Origin of the sequence: Actinoallomurus sp. NBC_01490, from assembly GCF_036227085.1 — a bacterium.
GTDB lineage: Bacteria > Actinomycetota > Actinomycetes > Streptosporangiales > Streptosporangiaceae > Actinoallomurus > Actinoallomurus oryzae.
Genome location: NZ_CP109433.1, coordinates 2,926,908 through 2,943,793 on the forward strand (window position 1 = coordinate 2,926,908; position 16,886 = coordinate 2,943,793).

Consider the following 16,886-nt stretch of genomic DNA (forward strand, 5'->3'; position numbering starts at 1 on the left):
ACCCGGCCGTACGCGTCGCCCGCTCGGTGTGGGCACTCGAATCGCAGGCGGCTATTGACCGCTTCCATGATCGGTGCTGGACTGCCTCACCAGAAACCGGTTTCTCAGAGCTGACCTCGGGAGGAGTGCCATGACAGTGAGCCGTTGGCGCTGCCTGGCCACCCGGATCGCGTTCGGTGCGCCGGTCACCGCCCGCCTCGTCGTCGACTCCGAGAGGAACCAATGAAGGTCCGGACCGCCCGTGTGGCGGCGGCACTGGCCGCCGCCGCGCTCGTCGCCCAGCCCGTCACGAGCGCTGCCGCGGCGTCGTCACCGCCGCAGGCGTCGGTGACCCTCGACCCCGCGCACCAGAACCAGGGCGGCATCCCGCGCCATTTCGTCGGCTTCAGCGTTGAATGGTCGCTGGTCGAGCGGTACATGGGGCCGGCCGCGCGGCCGGCGTTCGCGAACCTGCTGGGCAACCTCGGCACGGGCGTGCTGCGCATCGGCGGCTCGTCCCAGGACCTCATGCCGTTCGAACCGGACGCGCCCGACACCAACCGGGTGATCACGCCGACGGACCTGCGCGCCATCCGCTCCACGCTCGACGCGGTGAACGGCCGGAGCCGCACGCCGTCGTGGGGTGTCGTCCTCGGCACGGCGATGGCGCCGCCCAGCGCGTCGCGGCCGTTCGTCGGCCCCGACCACGCCCGCGCGTTCGTCCGGCAGGGCGTCGAACCGGCCTTCGCCGGCGCGGAACGGGACATCGCCGGCATCGAGCTCGGCAACGAGCCGGACCTGTCCTACCACTCCGACGTCGACGCCTACCTGCACGACCTGAGCGAGTACGCCGACCCGGACGTCACGGGGCCCCTCCCGCTGATCGTCCCCAACACCAGCGAGGACATCCTGCCCTGGCAGGACATCGACCAGCGGGCCGTGCCGACGCGCTTCTTCTGGGACTGGCCGCGGATCCTCGACACGGCCGCGCCGTCGATGCGAGCACGGGCGGGAGCGTTCGGCGCGTACGCGAGCGACCACTTCTATCCGCTGGCGCGCACCTGCCCGAACAAGCCGTACCGCTGCCCGAGCATCGGCGCCCTGCTCTCCGACGAGCACCTGGCGAGCCTGGACTACCAGGTCTACACCCACGCGAGCGAGGCGCGCGACCACGGTCTCGGCTACCGCCTCGAAGAGACGAACACCGCCGCGGGACGCGGCGCGGACGGCGTGAGCAACGTCGCGGCCTCCGCCGCGTACGGGCTCGACCTGATGTTCCACGCCGCCTGCCCGCAGCCCCCGGCCGACCCCGCGGCGAACGCCACGTGCGGTACCGCCGCCGTGGGGGTCAACTTCCACAACGCCGAGGTACGCGCGTTCTTCGCGCCGGAGGAGGGCAACGGCTACTACAACGCGATCGACTACGACGTCACCCCCGCCATGGGTGCGCCGACGGCGGCGCCGCTGTACTACGCCGCCCTGGTGTTCGGCCGGTTCGCGCAGGGCGGCACCGGGCTGCGCCCGGTGCCGGTGACCGCGAACGACCCGGCCGCGGCGCAGGTCAAGGCCTGGCGCGCCGAGGGCGGGTCCGGTGAGCGGCGGCTGTTCCTCATCAACAAGGGCGACCAGCCGGTGACGCTCACCGTGTCCGCGCCCGGCTCCACCGCCCTGATCGACCGGATGACCCCCTACGATCCGTCCGGCGCCGGCCGGACGCTCGACGCGCCGCAGGTACGGGTCGACGGCCGCCAGGTCGCCGCCGACGGGAGCTGGCCGGGATTCCACCCCACGGCCGAGCGGATCCACGGCCGCCGGATGACCGTGACCGTCGCGGCCGGCGAGGCGTCCGTGATCACCTTGCGTGATCACAGCTAGCCGTACTTGGCCGGGAGCGTCAGTGCAGGGCGGCGTCGGCCGGTCCAAGGACGAATCCGGTGAACCGGACGGTCAGGCCCTCGCGCTGGGGTGAGCAGCAGAACGGCCCGGCCGCCGCCGTCGCGTCCGGGTCGAGCGGCGCGAGCCGTACCATCCGCCACGGTTCGTCCTCGCAGCGTGCCCGTACCGTGACCGCGTCACCGGCCCGGCTCGCCCGTACGGTGACCCGGCGCCCGGACCATTCGGGTACGGGTGCCACCGACCAGTCCGAGACCCCGCGCGTCACGACGGCGCCGAGCTGCGGCAACCCGTCACTGAGCTCGATCCCGGCCTTGATCCAGTTCTGCGCGTCGACCCGGACCATGAGCCCGGCCTGGTCGTACAGCTCCTCGAACCGCGCCACGAACTCCACCTCGACCGCGGACCCGGGCGGGAAACCGGTGAGCAGAGCGTGCCCGTCGTCTCGCACGAAGCCGTAGCTCGTCGTCCGCCAGAAGTCGCTCTCGCGCCGGGTCGTGACCAGCAGCGCGTCCCCGTCCTCCTCGGCGTGCGGCGGCGGGTTGAGCCACGTCGCGTCGGACCACCCGACAGCCTTGCGCCCGTCCATGTTCGGTCTCCTGTGATCCCGGTCGTGTTCTCGGAACGAGTCTGACCGTACGCTCATCCGTCATGGAACCGGATGTTCTGGGCGCGGACTACGAGGCGCTCCGGCTGACCTTCGAGGACGACGCCGAGGGGGAGGTCGTCGCGACGCTGGTCCGGCGCCGTGCGCCCGGGCGTAAGGCCGTGCTGTACGTCCACGGCTTCGTCGACTACTTCTTCCAGGCGCACCTCGCCGACTTCTACGTCGAGCGCGGCTACAGCTTCTACGCGCTCGACCTGCGCAAGTACGGCCGGTCGCTGCTGCCGCACCAGACCCCGTACTTCGCCCGCAGCATGACCGACTACTTCCCCGAACTCGACGAGGCCGTACGCCTCATCCGGGAGGACAACGACGTACTGCTGATCAACGCGCACTCCACCGGCGGGCTCATCACCGCTCTGTGGGCCGATCGCGTCCGCGGCCGGGGACTGGTCGACGGGCTGTTCCTCAACAGCCCGTTCCTGGAGCTGAACGTCCCGGCTGCCGCGCGGGTGCTCGCCGGGCCGCTCGTGCGGGCGGCGGCCCGGGTGTGGCCCAAGGGCGTGATCCCGCGCGGGCTGTCGGAGTCGTACGTGCGGACCATCCACCGCGACCACGACGGCGAATGGGACTTCGACCTGGCCTGGAAGCCCGAGAAGGGGGCCGTACGTCTGGGCTGGCTGGCCGCGGTCCTGCGGGCGCACCGGCAGGCGCACGCCGGGCTGGCCGTCGACGTGCCCGTGCTCGTGATGGCCTCCACGCGCAGCGCACGGCGCAAGAAGGACGACATGACCAGCGCGGACGCCGTGCTGAACGCCGACGACATCGCCCGCTGGTCGACACGGCTCGGGCCGCACGTCACCTGTGTGCGGATCGACGGCGGCCTGCACGACCTGTGCCTGTCCGCGGCGCCGGTACGGGAGCGGTTCTTCGCTGAGCTGGACCGCTGGCTGGCGGCCTACCTGGATGTCAGAACTCCTGTTCCCCGCCCTCCTGGCTCACCGTGAAGATGTGCCGGCTCGCGGCGCAGATCGACTCGAGGATGTGCACCGGCGTGTCGTCGGTGGAGTAGGACGCCCGCAGCACCTGGACGGCCCACTCGCCCAGGTCGAGTTGCAGGGCGTCGGCCTCCGGGCGCGTCGCTGGACGGGCCATCAGGGTCTCCTCCGCGTGGCCGAAGCTGTGTCCCAGCTCCTCCAGGCACTCGCGCAGCGAAGGCCGGATGGGGTCCGGCTCGGCCACGGAGGTGCCCGCGAACAGGTCGGCGCGGAAGTAGGAGGTGACCAGGCGCACCGGTACGTCGTCGGCGAGGATCAGCCGGCGCCGCGCGATGACCTCGTCGCCCGTCTGCACGCGCAGACACGTCGCGACGTGCTCGCTCGACGGCTCGGCGCCGACGAACAGCATGCGGTGGCCGGGGCGTACGCCCTGCCGCTCGGCGGCGGTGACGAAGGCGGCGCCGTTGCCGAGGGCGCCCGGTGTCGTGGGCAGCGCGCGGTGCACGATGACCTGCGGCCTGGTATCCGGCGGCGGCTGCGGGGCGCGCGACGCCGGGCCCTTGCGCATCTGGGAGATGCGGCCGGGAGAGACGCCGAGGACACTCGCGATCTCTTCGAGCCGATGGCCGCTCTCGCGGGCTTCGGCGATCGCCTGGCGGCGCATGCGGGCCGCCTCCTCGACGAGGCTCTGCTGTTCGGTCATGGCGCGGCCGAGCGCGCAGGCACGCTCGATCGGGTCGGAGATCGTGGCGATCTCGTGGAGGGTGTTGAGGTTCACTGCGTCGGCACTCCGGTGTTCGAGACGAACTCGGCCCCCTGTTGCATGGTCACACATTGTGGTCGTATGCTCACAGCATAGTTTCTTTACCCTCTCTAAACCTCGGCTTGAGGTGTGATGCCGCCATGCGCGAAACACCGTTCGGTCATCCCGGCGATCGTGATATAGGCGAAACGGGCCTCGGTGGCGAGATCGGTGCCCCCGGTGAGCGGCCCGGCGTCCCGGCCGGAACCCACGCGGCGGCGGCCGCTGGCCCGGCGCGAGCCGCCGGTCCGGTGCTCGGCTCGATCACGCTCGCCCGCCGCCCCGAGGAGGTCGCGACGGCCCGCCGGTTCGTCGCCAAGGTCCTCGGCGAGCGGCCCGAGACCGCCACCGCGGTGCTGCTGACCAGCGAGGCGGTCACCAACGCGGTGATCCACGCCACCGGCCCGGCCGTGACCGTCGCGGTCGCCGAGACCGCCGCGGGCCTGCGCGTGGAGGTCGGCGACGGCGGGGCCGACACCGTCCCGACGATCCGCGAGCGCGGCGACCTCCGCCCGGACGGCGAGCTCCGCGAGGGCGGCCGCGGCGTGCTGCTGATCCGGCGGCTCGCGGCCCGATCCGGCTTCCGCGCCGACGAGAGCGGCCTCACCTACTGGTTCGAGTTATGAGACCGCGGCGGCCGTGAGATCAGTCGATCTTGGACAGGTCGAAGTTGTCGTACAGCACCTGCGTGCCGTTGTCGCTGCCGTTCTCCAGCCGGCTCATCAGGCCGACGCCGCCGCTCGGCAGCGGTGCGTCGCCGTCGGTGGTCTCGGCGGCGAGCTTGCCGTTGACCCACATTCGCAGGTGGACCTTCTTCCCGTCCTGCTCGCACGCCGCCTGGAGGCGGTTCTTCTTGCCCTTCTTGAAACCCGGGGCCTTGTTCTTCTGCACCAGCTCCTTCGACCCCGCCTTCCCGGACTCCTTGCGGATCAGCACGCCCCGCCCGTCGGCCCGTACGAAGAAGTCGTAGGAGGACGAGTCATCGACGTTGCCGTCGCCGTCGCCGCGGCAGTAGACCCCCATCTGGCCGTACGGCGGGCTCTGCTTGACCGTCGCGTCCGTGCTGACCAGAAGTTTGTCCGGGGCCTTGTCGACCGGAGCCTTCGACCAGCGCTCCGTGTAGGCGCTGCCGCCCGCGTCGATGCGGTAACCGCTCTGGAAGTACCCGCTGTCGGAGATCCAGATCGAGCCGGACCAGCCCGAGTCGGTGTTGGAGAAGTCGTCCGAGAAGACCGTGGCGGTGTTGGACGGCGGCCCGCCGTCGTGCGCGTCCAGATACACCCCGACGCCGAGCAGGATCACCAGCACGACCGCGGCCGCGGCCAGCACGGGCGGCCGTCGCCAGACCGGCCGGCCGCCCGACGCCGGCTGGGACTGGGGCGACCACGCCTGCGTGGGCCCTCCCTGCGGCGGCCACGCCTGCGTGGGGCCGCCGGGTGGCTGCCATGCCTGCGTCGGGCCTCCCTGCGGGGGCACGCCCGGTGGCGCCTGTGCTCCGTCGGGCACGGTGTGGGCCCAGGTGCGGCCGATGGTTTCGGCGGTGGCGGCGGCTTCGGCGTGGGGGCGCCCGGTGAGGACGTCGAGGAGTTCTTGTGCGGTGGGGCGGGCTGCGGGGTCTTTGGACAGGGCGCGGGTGACGAGGTTGCGCAGGCCGTCGTCCAGGCCGTCCAACGAGGGTTCGCCGTGGGTGATCTGGTAGAGGACGGAGGGGACGGTGGGGCCGTCGAAGGGAGCGCGTCCGGTGCCGGCGAAGGCGACCACGCAGGCCCAGGCGAACACATCCGAGGCCGGTGACGCCTTGGCGCCGGAGATCAGCTCGGGGGCCATGTAGGCCGGGGTGCCGATGAACTGGCCGGTGCGTGTGGCGCCGGAGACGGTGTCGAGAGCCCGGGCGATGCCGAAGTCGATGACGCGGGGGCCGACCGAGGACAGCAGGACGTTGGCGGGTTTGAGGTCGCGGTGGACGACTCCGGCGCCGTGGATGGCGGTGAGTGCGGTGGCGACGCCGACGGCGAGGTGTTCGAGGCTGGAGCCGCGCATGGGGCCGCTGGCGGTGACGAACTCTTGAAGGTCCGAGCCGTCGACGAACTCGGTGACGATGAACAGGGTCTCGCCCTCGAGCTGGGCGTCCAGTACCGGGGCGGTGCAAAAGCGCCGCACCTTGCGGGCCGATTCGACCTCCCGCCGGAACCGTTCGCGGAAGGTCTCATCATCGGCCAGCTCAGGACTGATCACCTTGACCGCCGCGCGTTCACCGCCCGCGGACTCGGCGAGGTAGACGATGCCCATCCCCCCGCGCCCGAGCCGCCCGACGATCCGATAGTCCCCAAGCCGCTGCGGATCGCTGGGCCGCAAAGGGCTTGTCACGTGGTTTTCGGTCACAGCGGTCCAGATCCTCCCGTGTCAACAGTCGATAAGACTAGTGGGCGGACCGCCTTGGTTCCCCATGATTGCTGGCAAGTGCGAACGAAGGTTGACAATTGGAAACCGCGGCGGCCGTGACGGTCGATGGAGCGGCGCCGAGATCAGCCGGATCCGGACTCCTTGCGGATTCCCCGTGCAACGATCGACAAGACTGACGGGCGAACCCGTCCAGATGATGGCAATGGCGAATGAACATTGGCAAATGTAAACGGCGGCGGCCCGGTCATGGGCCGCCGCCGCTCGTCACCTCCGTGACAGGTGACCTGGTCGATGGCTACGCGTAGACGGCGTCGTCGGTGATGTCCACGCGCGAACGGTCGGGCAGCAGGGCGGTCGCGATCAGGGTCAGGACGGCCGCCAGTACCATCATCGCCGAGATCGCCCACCAGCCGTAGTCGTGCAGCAGCCAGGTCGCCAGCAGCGGCGCCGGGCCGCCGGCGATCACCGAGGCGAGCTGGTAGCCGATGCCCGCGCCGCCGTACCGCAGGTTGGTCGGGAAGACCTCGGCGATGAGCGAGGCCTGCGGCCCGTACTGCAACGCGTGCGGCACCTCGGACAGCATGACGGTGAGGAAGATGACCACGCCGATCCCCGTATTGATCAGCGCGAAGTACGGGAAGGCGATGATCGCCGTGAGGAGCGCCCCGGCGGCGTAGACCCGTTTGCGGCCGATCGAGTCACTGAGGTGCCCGGCCAGCGGGATGAGGACCAGCGCCACGATGGCGGCGGCCGCCACCGCGTTCAGCGCGAACGTGTCGGACCGGCCCGCGTGCTTCTCCATGTACGTCAGGGCGAAGGAGGTGAAGATGTAGAACGGTGCCTGCTCCGAGCAGCGCAGCAGCGCGCTCAGCACGATCTCCTTGGGGTGGCGCCGGATGACCTCGGCCACCGGCACCTTGGCGACCTTCCGCTTCTCCACGACCTCGGCGAACAGCGGCGTCTCCATGACGCGAAGCCGCACCCACAGGCCGATCGCGACGAGCACGAGGCTGAACAGGAACGGCAGCCGCCAGCCCCAGTTCTTGAACGCGTCGCCGCTCGCGCTGGCCACCGAGGACATCGCGACCGTGCCGAGGATGAGCCCGATCGGGACGCCCATCTGCGGCCAGCTCGCCATGAGCCCGCGTTTCTTCTTGTCGCCCCACTCCATCGAGAGCAGGACCGAGCCGCTCCACTCGCCGCCGACCGCGACGCCCTGCAGGACGCGCAGCGCGACCAGCAGGATCGGCGCGGCCACGCCGATGGAGTGCGTGCCGGGCAGCACGCCGATGAGCGCGCTGGACAGCCCCATGAGGACCAGCGTGACGATCAGCGTCGCCTTGCGGCCGAGGCGGTCGCCCCAGTGCCCGAAGATCGCCGCGCCGACGGGGCGCGCGGCGAACCCGACGGCGTACGTCGCGAACGACGAGAGCGTCCCGGCGTAGTCGCTCGACGACGGGAAGAAGACGTCTTTGAAGACGACCGCCGCCGCGGTGTTGTAGAGAAAGAAGTCGTACCACTCGATCGAGGTGCCGACCACGCTCGCGATCGCGGCCATCCGGACCTGCGCCCCGCGTTCGTCGTCGTCGAGGGAGCGTGCTCGCCGTGCCTCGCCCGGCTCCAGGACCATGAATCCTCCTGTCGCCCCCGATGCTCGATGAGAAATCGACAGGACGTTACCCGGGGTTTCGGGCGCCGGAACGCACCTAATGTGACGAAAAGCGCGCCGGATCGTTGGCAATCTCGGGGACAGGGCGAAGCCCGTGACGAGGTCAGATGAGAGCCGCCGCGCCCTCCACCTGGCGGCCGGCGCGTACGAGCAGGCTCAGCAGCGCGGCCGCGAACATGATGCCGACGCTGACGGTGAAGGCCAGATGCATCCCGTCGATGAAGGACAGGTTGCTGGCCCGGACCAGCAGCCGGGCCACCTCCGGCCGGGTGTTCGCGGGCACCGGCGCGACGCCCTGGGAGATCGCCCCCTTCATCAGGTCCACCTGCGCGGGAGTCGGGACCGGCAGCCCGGCGTCCTTCATGTGGCCCGGAAGCACGTTCGCCACCTTCGCGGTCATCACCGCGCCGAGCACGGAGGTGCCGAGCGCGCCGCCGACCTGCATCGCCACCTGCTGGAGACCGCCCGCGACTCCGGCCAGGGCGACCGGGGCGTTGCCGACGATGATGTCGGTGGCGGCCACGAGCACCGGGCTCAGCCCGATGCCGAGCAGCGCGAACCACGGCGTCATGTCCCAGAAGCCCGCCTCGACGCCGATGCGGGTCAGCCCGAGGAAGGCGACGGCGGCGAACACCATCCCGGCGACCAGGGGAAGGCGCGGCCCGACCTTGCTGATCAGCCCGCCGGCCGCGGGCGAGGCCACCATCATCGCGAGCATCATCGGCAGCAGCCGTACGCCGGTCTGCACGGGGGACAGCAGGTGGACGCTCTGCAGGTAGAAGGTCAGGAAGAACATCCCGCCGAACATCCCGAAGGCCATGAGCATCATCAGCACGGCCCCCACCGACAGCGGGACGGACCGGAACAGCCCGAGCGGCAGCAGCGGCTCGCGGGCCATGGACTCGCGCACGACGAAGACGGCGAGCAGCACGACGGCCGCGCCCAGGAACGCCAGCGTCTTCACGTCGGCCCAGCCGTACGACGGCGCCTTGATCACGGCCCACACGAGCGTGAACAGCATGCCGGACAGCAGCAGGATGCCGGGGATGTCGAAGGAGGAACCCCGGTCGCCGCCGCGGGCGTTCAGCAGGAACAGGGCGCCGACCACCAGGGCGACGACGCCGACCGGGACGTTGATGAAGAACACCGACTCCCAGTTGATGTGCTGGACGAGCAGGCCGCCCGCGATCGGGCCGGCCGCGGTCGAGGCCGCGATGCAGGCGCTCCAGATGCCGATGGCCAGATTGAGGCGCTCGGCCGGGAACGCGGCGCGCAGGAGCCCGAGCGCGGTCGGCTGGAGCATCGCCCCGAAGACGCCCTGGATGACGCGCAGCGCGATCATCAGTCCGATGTCCCTGGACAGGCCGATGCCCGCCGACGCGAGCGCGAAGCCGACGACGCCGATGAGGAAGACCGGCTTGTGACCCAGCCGGTCACCGAGCTTGCCCGCGGTGATCAGCGACACCGCGAGCGCGAGCAGGTACCCGTTCGTCACCCACTGCAGGTCCGAGAGGGACGCACCGAGGTCGCGGGAGATCGCCGGGTTGGCGATCGCCACCACCGTGGTGTCGAGCGTGACCATGATCACGCCGAGTGCGACGGCGACCAGCGTCAGCCATGGGTTGCCGTGCCCGCGGCGGCCCGTACGGCCGGAGGCCGCGGGTACGGAGTGCTGTGCGACCGGCTGAGACATCCATCCCCCTCGATAGGTACGAGCGCGGCCTCCTCCGAAGTTATGGCAGCTACTGACAAATGACAAACGCACTTGAACAGTCACTTGCTGTCATATGGCAGACTATGAACGAGGACGGGAGGCGAGAGCGCGATGGCAGGCATGACCGACGCCCACGTCGCCGGCCTGCGCGAACGCAAGAAACAGCGCACTCGCTGGGCCCTGGTCGACGCCGCGCTCGACCTGTTCCTGGCCAAGGGCTACGAGGCGACCACGATCGATGAGATCGTCGCCGCGGTCGACGTGTCGCAGCGCACCTTCTTCCGCTACTTCGCCGGCAAGGAGGACATCGCCCTGTCGTTGCTGACCGGCTACGACACCCTGTTCATCGCGGCGCTGGCCGAGCGCCCGCCCGCCGAGCCGCCGGTCCCCGCGCTGCTGGCCTCGCTCGACGTCTCCCTTGAGGCCATCCGGGAGAGCGACGAGGCGGACACGGCGCGGTTCCGCAAGCTCCACCGCCTGATCGACGGCACGCCCGCCGTCGCCGCCGGGCAGCTGAGAAGGTTCGCCGAGACCGAGCAGGCCGCGGCGCGGATCATCGCGCGGCGCGCGGGCACCGACGTCGTGACCGACCCGCGGCCCCACCTGGTGGTCGCGTCGTTCATGTCGGCCGTCCGGGTGGCCTACGAGACCTGCGTACGGGACGAGGTCGTCGAGCCCGCCGACGTCGTGCCCCGGGTGCGCGGGCTCATCGCGCTCGCCGCCGAGACCCTGCCCGGAGCCTGGTCCGCCGCTCCCTGAGGTCTCAGAGGAGGGCGGCCGGGAGGTCGCGGGTGTGCAGCACGGTCAGGTGCGACACCGCGCGGGTCAGCACGACGTACAGCCGCCGCAGCCCCGGCGCGACGCCGCCGTCGCCGGGCGCGACCACCGGCTCGGCGTCGGCGATGTCCGCGGGCTCGACGACGATGACCTGGTCGAACTCCAGGCCCTTCGCCTGCGTCGCGGGCGTGAGGACCAGGCGCGCCCCGGCGAAGCCGTCCGTGAGCGTCACGTGGTCGAGTCCCTCGGCGGTCAGCAGCCGGGCGAGCGCGGGCACCGTCGCGTCGGCCGTGATCAGCCCGACCGAGCCCTCGCCGGCGAGCGCCTGCCGGCAGGCGGCCACGACCGCCGCGTCCGCGTCGGCGCCGTCGACCCGGCGGATCTCCAGCGCCCCCGGCGCGGAGCGTACGGAGGTCGGCGGGGCCAGGCCCGGCGCGATCGAGGGCAGCAGGCGGCTCGCGAAGTCGATGATCTGGCGCGGCACCCGGTAGCCGCGGTCCAGGACGGTCCGCTCCGCCTCCGGCTTGCCGAGGTGGCGCAGGAGCGTCGCCCAGTCGCCGACCGCCCACGGCGTGGTGCCCTGGGCGATGTCGCCGAGCACGGTGGCCGAGCCGGTCTCACACCGCCGTCCGACCGCCCGGCACTCCATCGCCGACAGGTCCTGCGCCTCGTCCAGGACGACGTGGCCGAGGCTGGGCGTCCGGTTGATGATGTCGGCCGCCTCGTCCACCAGCACCGCGTCCGCGCGGGACCAGCGTGCCGACTTGGGGCCCCGGGCGGGCCGGTCCCACAGCAGCGCGGCCTGCTCATCGGCGTCGAGCAGGCCCTCGGCCGCCCCGGCGAGGAAGTCCGCGTCGGACAGCAGCCGCATCACCACGCGTACGGGGTCGAGCGCGGGCCAGGCCTGGTCGACCATCGCCTTCACCGGCCGGGTACGGCGCACGGCCTCGTGCGTACGGTCGTCGCACGCCTCGCCGGCCGACTCCATGCGGATGAGGATCGCGTGCGCGATGCGGTGGGAGAGCAGGTCGCGGCCCGCGCCGTACCGGACGCCGCGGGCGCGCAGCTCGCCGGCCAGCTCGGCGATCTCGTACGCCGGGACCCGCCAGCGCCGGGTGCCGCGCGGCAGCACGAGCGCCTCGTCCGGTTCGCGCAGGTGGCTCCAGACCGCCCGGTGCAGCACCTCCGCCATCCGCGCGTCACCCTTGATCCGCGCCGTCACGGGGTCGTCCAGGCGCTTGACCGGGACGGTGTCGAGCAGCCCGTCGAGGGTCTCCTGCTTGACGTTGATCTCGCCGAGCGCGGGAAGCACGCCGCGGATGTAGTCCAGGAACGAGGCGCTCGGCCCGATGACGAGCACGCCGCCGCGGCGCATCCGCTCGCGGTGGGCGTAGAGGAGGTAGGCGACCCGGTGCAGGCCGACCGCGGTCTTGCCGGTGCCCGGGGCGCCCTGCACGCACAGCGTGTGCTCGGCGCCGGCCCGGACGATGTCGTCCTGCTCGGGCTGGATGGTGGCGACGATGTCGCGCATCGGGCCCACGCGAGGGCGTTCGATCTCCTCGATGAGGATGCGCGACTCCGCCTGCGTGGTGAAGTCCTCGTCCTCGAACGCGGTCAGCTCGCCCCCGGAGTAGCCGAACCGCCGCCGCAGCACGAGACCCATCGGGTCGGCCGTGCTCGCCTTGTAGAACGGCCGGGACATCGGCGCCCGCCAGTCGATGACCAGCGGCTCGCCGCCCTCGTCGTGGACGTGCCGGCGGCCGATGTAGAGGCGCTCGTCCGGATGGTCGAGGCGCCCGAAGAACAGCGCGGTCGAAGGGTCGTCGCGCAGCGCCTCCGCGCGCTTGGCCAGCTCGCCCGCCAGGACCTCCGCCGACACCCAGTCGCCGGCGGACGAGGCGTCCAGCGTGAGGACGTTGTCCCGCATCCGCCCCAGCGCCGCCCGGGAACGCCGCAGATAATCGCGCTCGGCGGTTATCTCGGCCTCGATGTCCTCGGCTTCCTGGGCAGGCATGACAGAACCCTTCCGGTCGGTGGGGGAGCGCAAAGTCACCAACGTAGTACGGACGACGCGGCGGCTCACCTCAATTTCCCCGCCGGCCGTGCGCTAAGTTCGAAACGGATCGAACCACCGCTCTGGGAGGTCACATGCGTGCGATCGTCGTCACCGAGTTCGGCGGATCCGAGGTCCTGCGGGCCGCCGACTACGAGGACCCGCGGCCGGGCCCCGGCGAGGTCGCCGTCGACGTCATCGCGAGCGGCGTCAACTATCGCGACACCTACGAGCGCACCGGCGCCTATCCCCGGAACCTCCCCTACATCCCCGGCCTGGAGGGCGCGGGCCGGGTCAGCGCGGTGGGCGAGGGCGTGACCGGCACCGCCATCGGCGACGTCGTGGTGTCGGCCGAGATCGACGGGGCGTACGCCGAGCGCGCCGTCGTGCGCGCCGACCGGGCCGTGCCGGTCGGCGACGCCGACCCGGAGCAGGCCGCGGCCGTGTTCCTGCAGGGGCTGACCGCCCACTACCTCACCCACTCGACGTACGCCATCAAGCCGGGCGACACCGCCCTGGTGCACGCCGCGGCGGGAGGCGTCGGGCTGCTGCTCACCCAGATGGTCAAGCTGCGGGGCGGCCACGTGATCGGGACGGTCTCCACGGAGGAGAAGGAGAAGCTCGCCCGCGACGCCGGTGCCGACGAGGTGGTGCGCTATGAGAACTTCGCCGAGCGGGTCCGCCACCTGACCGGCGGCGTGCACGTCGTCTACGACGGCGTGGGCAAGACGACCTTCGACGACAGCATGTCGGTTTTGCGGCCCCGCGGCATGCTGGCGCTCTACGGCGCGTCCAGCGGCCCGGTGCCGCCGGTGGACCCGCAGCGGCTCAACGCCGCCGGGTCGCTGTTCCTCACCCGGCCCACCCTCGCCCACTACACCGCCACGCGCGAGGAGCTGACCCTGCGCGCCCAGGACCTGTTCGGCTGGATCGCCGCGGGCGACCTGTCGGTGCACGTCGGCGGTCGCTACCCGCTGGAGGACGCCCGCCGGGCGCACGACGACCTGGAGTCGCGCCGCACCACCGGCAAGCTGCTGCTCATCCCTTGACTACTCCCCGCCCTGAAGGACAGGGATTCCAGCCCTCACGGGCTGGGGTTCCTGCTTCTGTGGCGACTGCACCCGGGAGGACCTCGGGTGTCTGACGTCACCTCCACAGGCCGACACGGCAAGACCTGCCGCCAGAATGTTCTTGGCCGCGTTGACGTCCCTGTCGTGCAGGGTGCGACAAGACGGGCAACACCATGCCCGGGTGGAAAGACTCAGCTCGGCGAGCAGGTGCCCGCACGCCGAGCAGGTTTTGGAGCTGGGATGCCAGCGGTCGATCACGATCAGTCGACGACCGTGGCGGTCTGCTTTGTATTCCAGTTGGCGGCGGAACTCGCCCCAGCCGCAGTCGGAGATGGTTTTGGCGAGCCGCCGGTTACGGACCATGTTCTTCACGGCCAGGTCCTCGATCACGATCACGTCGTGATCGCGGACCAGCCGCGCGCTGGTCTTGTGCAGGAGGTCCCCGCGGGACGCGGCGACCTTGCGGTGTGCGCGGGCGACCTTCGCCTTCGCCTTCGCGCGGTTGTTCGACCCGCGTTGCTTCCGGGCCATGCGCCGCTGGTAACGGGCCAGATTACGTTCCCGTCTGGCCAGGTGGCGGACATTTGCGATCTTCTCGCCGCCGGACGTGACCGCGAAGTCCTTGATACCGAGGTCCACACCGACTACCGCGCCGGTTGGCGGCGCTTGCTCGGGGTCTGGGGCCTCGACGGCGAGCGAGATATACCAGCGTCCGCACGGCTCGCGCGAGACCGTCACCGACGTCGGCACGATCACGGCTGGATCGACATCCGGCCAAGACCAGACCACCTCCAGCGGTGTGTCCATCATCTTGGCCAGATACAGACGGCCCTGCCGCCAGCGAAACGCGGCCCGGGTGTAGGTCGCCGACTGCCGGGCCTGCCGGGACTTGTACCTGGGATAGCGGGTACGCCCGGCGAAGAAGTTCACGAACGCCGTGTGCTGATGCCGGAGCCCCTGTTGGAGTGGCACGCTGGACACTTCGCATAAGAACTCCAGGTCCGGGTCCCGCTTCAGTTCGGTCAAATAGCGATCGGTCTCGGCATAGGAGGTCGCGATGCCCTGGGTGCGGTAGCGGTTGCGTCGCCATTCCAGGACTTTGTTCCACACCAGTCGTACACAGCCGAACGTGCGGTTCAGCACCGCCGCCTGCTCCGGGGTGGGGTAGGCCCGCATCTTGTAGCTCGTACGCACGTTCGAAAGCATCGCAGCACCACAAGATCAGTAACGACGAACGGAAGAAAGGGGTGGAAAGACGGTTATGAACGCTTCGTGTTCGAGGGTGCCCCGGCTGTGCCGGGCCGCCCCTTCCGGGGTCCGGATTCGTCCCGGCCCTGAAGGACCGGGCCTTCTCCGGACTTATCGATGACCGGCGGCAGGATCCTCCATCGGATCAGCGTCTCCACCAGGCCGGTGCTGGCCGGGAGGCGGCGCAGCTCGTCGGGGGTGACCCATCGGGCGTCGGACGCGTCGTCGCCGGGCGTGAGCGTGCCGCCCGTCACGACGGCGGCGTAGTCGTGGATGTCGTAGGTCACCCCGGCCGGACCGGCGCGCTCGACCGACCCGACGAGGCGGCCCGGCGCGACGTGCAGGCCGGTCTCCTCGGCCAGCTCCCGCGCCACCGCCTCGGCGTCGGACTCGCCCGCCTCGACCCGTCCGCCCGGCAGCGACCACAGTCCCTCGCCCGGGGGATGCCCCCGGCGGATGAGCAGGAGACGGCCCTCGGCGTCGTGGACGATCGCTCCCACGCAGCGCACGTGCATGCCGACAGCATGCCCGCGTGACCACGGCCGCGGCCAGGCGCCGCGTTACAGTGATCTCCTTAGATAAACCGGTTAAGTCCGGCCGGCCCACCGGGAGTCCGAATGAAGCGTCCCACGATCGCGGACATCGCCCGGCGCGCCGGCGTCACCAAGAGCACCGTCTCCTTCGCGCTGAACGACCGCCCCGGCGTGTCCGACACGACACGGGCCCGCATCCTCGCCATCGCCCGCGAGATGGGCTGGCAGCCAAGCCGGACCGCGCGCGCCCTGTCCGGCGGGCGCGCCGGCGTCCTCGGCCTCGTCGTGGACCGGCCGGCCCGCACGCTCGGCGTCGAGCCCTTCTACATGCAGCTCATCTCCGGCATCGAGGCCGAGCTGTCGAGCCGCGACATCGCACTGCTGCTCCAGGTGACCGACGACGCCCGCACGCAGGAGGCGACGTACCGGCGCTGGTGGGCCGAGCGCCGCGTCGACGGCGTCTTCGTCGTCGACCTGCGCGTGGACGACGAGCGTACGAAGGTCCTGACCGAGCTCGGCATGCCCGCGGTCGTGGTCGGCGGCCCGCACGGCCTGGGCGGCCTGCCGGGGGTATGGAACGACGAGGTCGCCCCGGTCCGCTCGGTGATGGAGTACCTGGTCGCGCTCGGGCACCGGCGCATCGCCCGGGTGGCCGGGCTGCCCGGCCTGTGGCACACGGTCATGCGGGACGAGGAGTTCGAGCGGGCCGCCCGCGAGCTGGGCGTGACGCCGTCCGGGGGCACCGCCGACTACACCGGCGACGCGGCGGCCCGCGTGACGCGGCGGCTGCTCGCCTCCTCCGCCCCGCCGACAGCGATCGTCTACGACAACGACGTCATGGCCGTGGCCGGGCTGGGCGTCGCGGCCGAGATGAACATCCGCGTCCCCGACCGGCTGTCCATCGTCGCCTGGGACGACTCGGCGCTCTGCCGCCTCGTCCACCCGCCGCTGACCGCCGTCGGCCTCGACATCGCCGCGTACGGCGCGGAGGTGGCGCGGTGCCTGGCCGACCTCGCCGCCGGGCGGCCGGTGACGAGCGCCTGCCACGCGACGGCGGTCCTGTCGCCGCGGGGGAGCACCGGACCGGTCCGCTGACCCGATCGCAACCTGTTCGCCTGTTGACGCTAAACCGGTTTAGTGGTC

At 71.3% G+C, this 16,886-nt stretch carries 14 protein-coding genes; 6 read left to right on the forward strand and 8 right to left on the reverse strand.

The window, feature by feature from the left end:
- Window positions 1-222: 222 nt before the first annotated feature.
- Window positions 223-1,854: a hypothetical protein gene (locus OG417_RS14110; RefSeq protein ID WP_329255388.1), complete on the forward strand. Its 1,632-nt coding sequence runs from the start codon at window positions 223-225 to the stop codon at window positions 1,852-1,854.
- Between the two features lie 19 nt (window positions 1,855-1,873).
- Here OG417_RS14110 and OG417_RS14115 read toward each other — a convergent pair whose 3' ends face one another.
- A complete protein-coding gene (locus tag OG417_RS14115; RefSeq protein WP_329255391.1) occupies window positions 1,874-2,461 on the reverse strand; it encodes a DUF1349 domain-containing protein in 588 nt (195 codons plus the stop codon).
- A 62-nt stretch (window positions 2,462-2,523) separates the two neighbouring features.
- On the opposite strand from OG417_RS14115, the gene OG417_RS14120 reads away from it, so the two are divergent.
- Complete coding sequence (locus OG417_RS14120; protein ID WP_329255394.1) at window positions 2,524-3,483, forward strand: alpha/beta hydrolase; 960 nt, start codon at window positions 2,524-2,526, stop codon at window positions 3,481-3,483.
- Here the strand turns inward: OG417_RS14120 and OG417_RS14125 are convergent.
- On the reverse strand, window positions 3,446-4,252 hold the full coding sequence (locus OG417_RS14125; RefSeq protein WP_329255396.1) for a GntR family transcriptional regulator: 807 nt from the start codon (window positions 4,250-4,252) through the stop codon (window positions 3,446-3,448). The two genes, OG417_RS14120 and OG417_RS14125, sit on opposite strands and share 38 nt — an antisense overlap.
- 125 nt (window positions 4,253-4,377) lie before the next feature.
- Between OG417_RS14125 and OG417_RS14130 the strand changes: the two genes are divergently transcribed.
- On the forward strand, window positions 4,378-4,902 hold the full coding sequence (locus OG417_RS14130; RefSeq protein WP_329255398.1) for an ATP-binding protein: 525 nt from the start codon (window positions 4,378-4,380) through the stop codon (window positions 4,900-4,902).
- A 19-nt stretch (window positions 4,903-4,921) separates the two neighbouring features.
- Here the strand turns inward: OG417_RS14130 and OG417_RS14135 are convergent, their stop codons facing one another.
- The 3 genes from OG417_RS14135 to OG417_RS14145 all read right to left on the reverse strand — a co-directional run bounded on the left by OG417_RS14135 (window position 4,922) and on the right by OG417_RS14145 (window position 10,041).
- Window positions 4,922-6,643 carry a serine/threonine protein kinase gene (locus OG417_RS14135; protein WP_329255401.1) on the reverse strand — a complete coding sequence of 574 codons (1,722 nt, stop codon included), beginning with the start codon at window positions 6,641-6,643 and terminating at the stop codon, window positions 4,922-4,924.
- A gap of 331 nt (window positions 6,644-6,974) precedes the next feature.
- Window positions 6,975-8,309 carry an MFS transporter gene (locus OG417_RS14140; RefSeq protein ID WP_329255404.1) on the reverse strand — a complete coding sequence of 445 codons (1,335 nt, stop codon included), beginning with the start codon at window positions 8,307-8,309 and terminating at the stop codon, window positions 6,975-6,977.
- Window positions 8,310-8,451: 142 nt separating this feature from the next.
- The gene (locus OG417_RS14145) at window positions 8,452-10,041 is read right to left on the reverse strand and encodes an MFS transporter (RefSeq protein WP_329255407.1); all 1,590 of its coding nucleotides are present in this window, start codon (window positions 10,039-10,041) and stop codon (window positions 8,452-8,454) included.
- Window positions 10,042-10,173: 132 nt separating this feature from the next.
- On the opposite strand from OG417_RS14145, the gene OG417_RS14150 reads away from it, so the two are divergent.
- Complete coding sequence (locus OG417_RS14150; RefSeq protein ID WP_329255410.1) at window positions 10,174-10,821, forward strand: TetR family transcriptional regulator; 648 nt, start codon at window positions 10,174-10,176, stop codon at window positions 10,819-10,821.
- Between the two features lie 4 nt (window positions 10,822-10,825).
- On the opposite strand, the gene OG417_RS14155 is transcribed toward OG417_RS14150, so the two are convergent.
- Window positions 10,826-12,853: a HelD family protein gene (locus tag OG417_RS14155; RefSeq protein WP_329255413.1), complete on the reverse strand. Its 2,028-nt coding sequence runs from the start codon at window positions 12,851-12,853 to the stop codon at window positions 10,826-10,828.
- A 134-nt stretch (window positions 12,854-12,987) separates the two neighbouring features.
- Here OG417_RS14155 and OG417_RS14160 point away from each other — a divergent pair, with 134 nt between their 5' ends.
- The gene (locus OG417_RS14160; RefSeq protein WP_329255416.1) at window positions 12,988-13,941 is read left to right on the forward strand and encodes a quinone oxidoreductase family protein; all 954 of its coding nucleotides are present in this window, start codon (window positions 12,988-12,990) and stop codon (window positions 13,939-13,941) included.
- Here the strand turns inward: OG417_RS14160 and OG417_RS14165 are convergent, their stop codons facing one another.
- Both OG417_RS14165 and OG417_RS14170 read right to left on the reverse strand, forming a co-directional pair.
- Window positions 13,942-15,156, reverse strand: a complete 1,215-nt coding sequence (locus OG417_RS14165) for an RNA-guided endonuclease InsQ/TnpB family protein (protein ID WP_329255419.1) — start codon at window positions 15,154-15,156, stop codon at window positions 13,942-13,944. It lies immediately after the preceding gene.
- Between the two features lie 65 nt (window positions 15,157-15,221).
- The gene (locus OG417_RS14170; protein WP_329255422.1) at window positions 15,222-15,725 is read right to left on the reverse strand and encodes an NUDIX hydrolase; all 504 of its coding nucleotides are present in this window, start codon (window positions 15,723-15,725) and stop codon (window positions 15,222-15,224) included.
- 102 nt (window positions 15,726-15,827) lie between these two features.
- Here OG417_RS14170 and OG417_RS14175 point away from each other — a divergent pair, with 102 nt between their 5' ends.
- Window positions 15,828-16,838: a LacI family DNA-binding transcriptional regulator gene (locus tag OG417_RS14175; RefSeq protein WP_329255425.1), complete on the forward strand. Its 1,011-nt coding sequence runs from the start codon at window positions 15,828-15,830 to the stop codon at window positions 16,836-16,838.
- Window positions 16,839-16,886 lie beyond the last annotated feature (48 nt).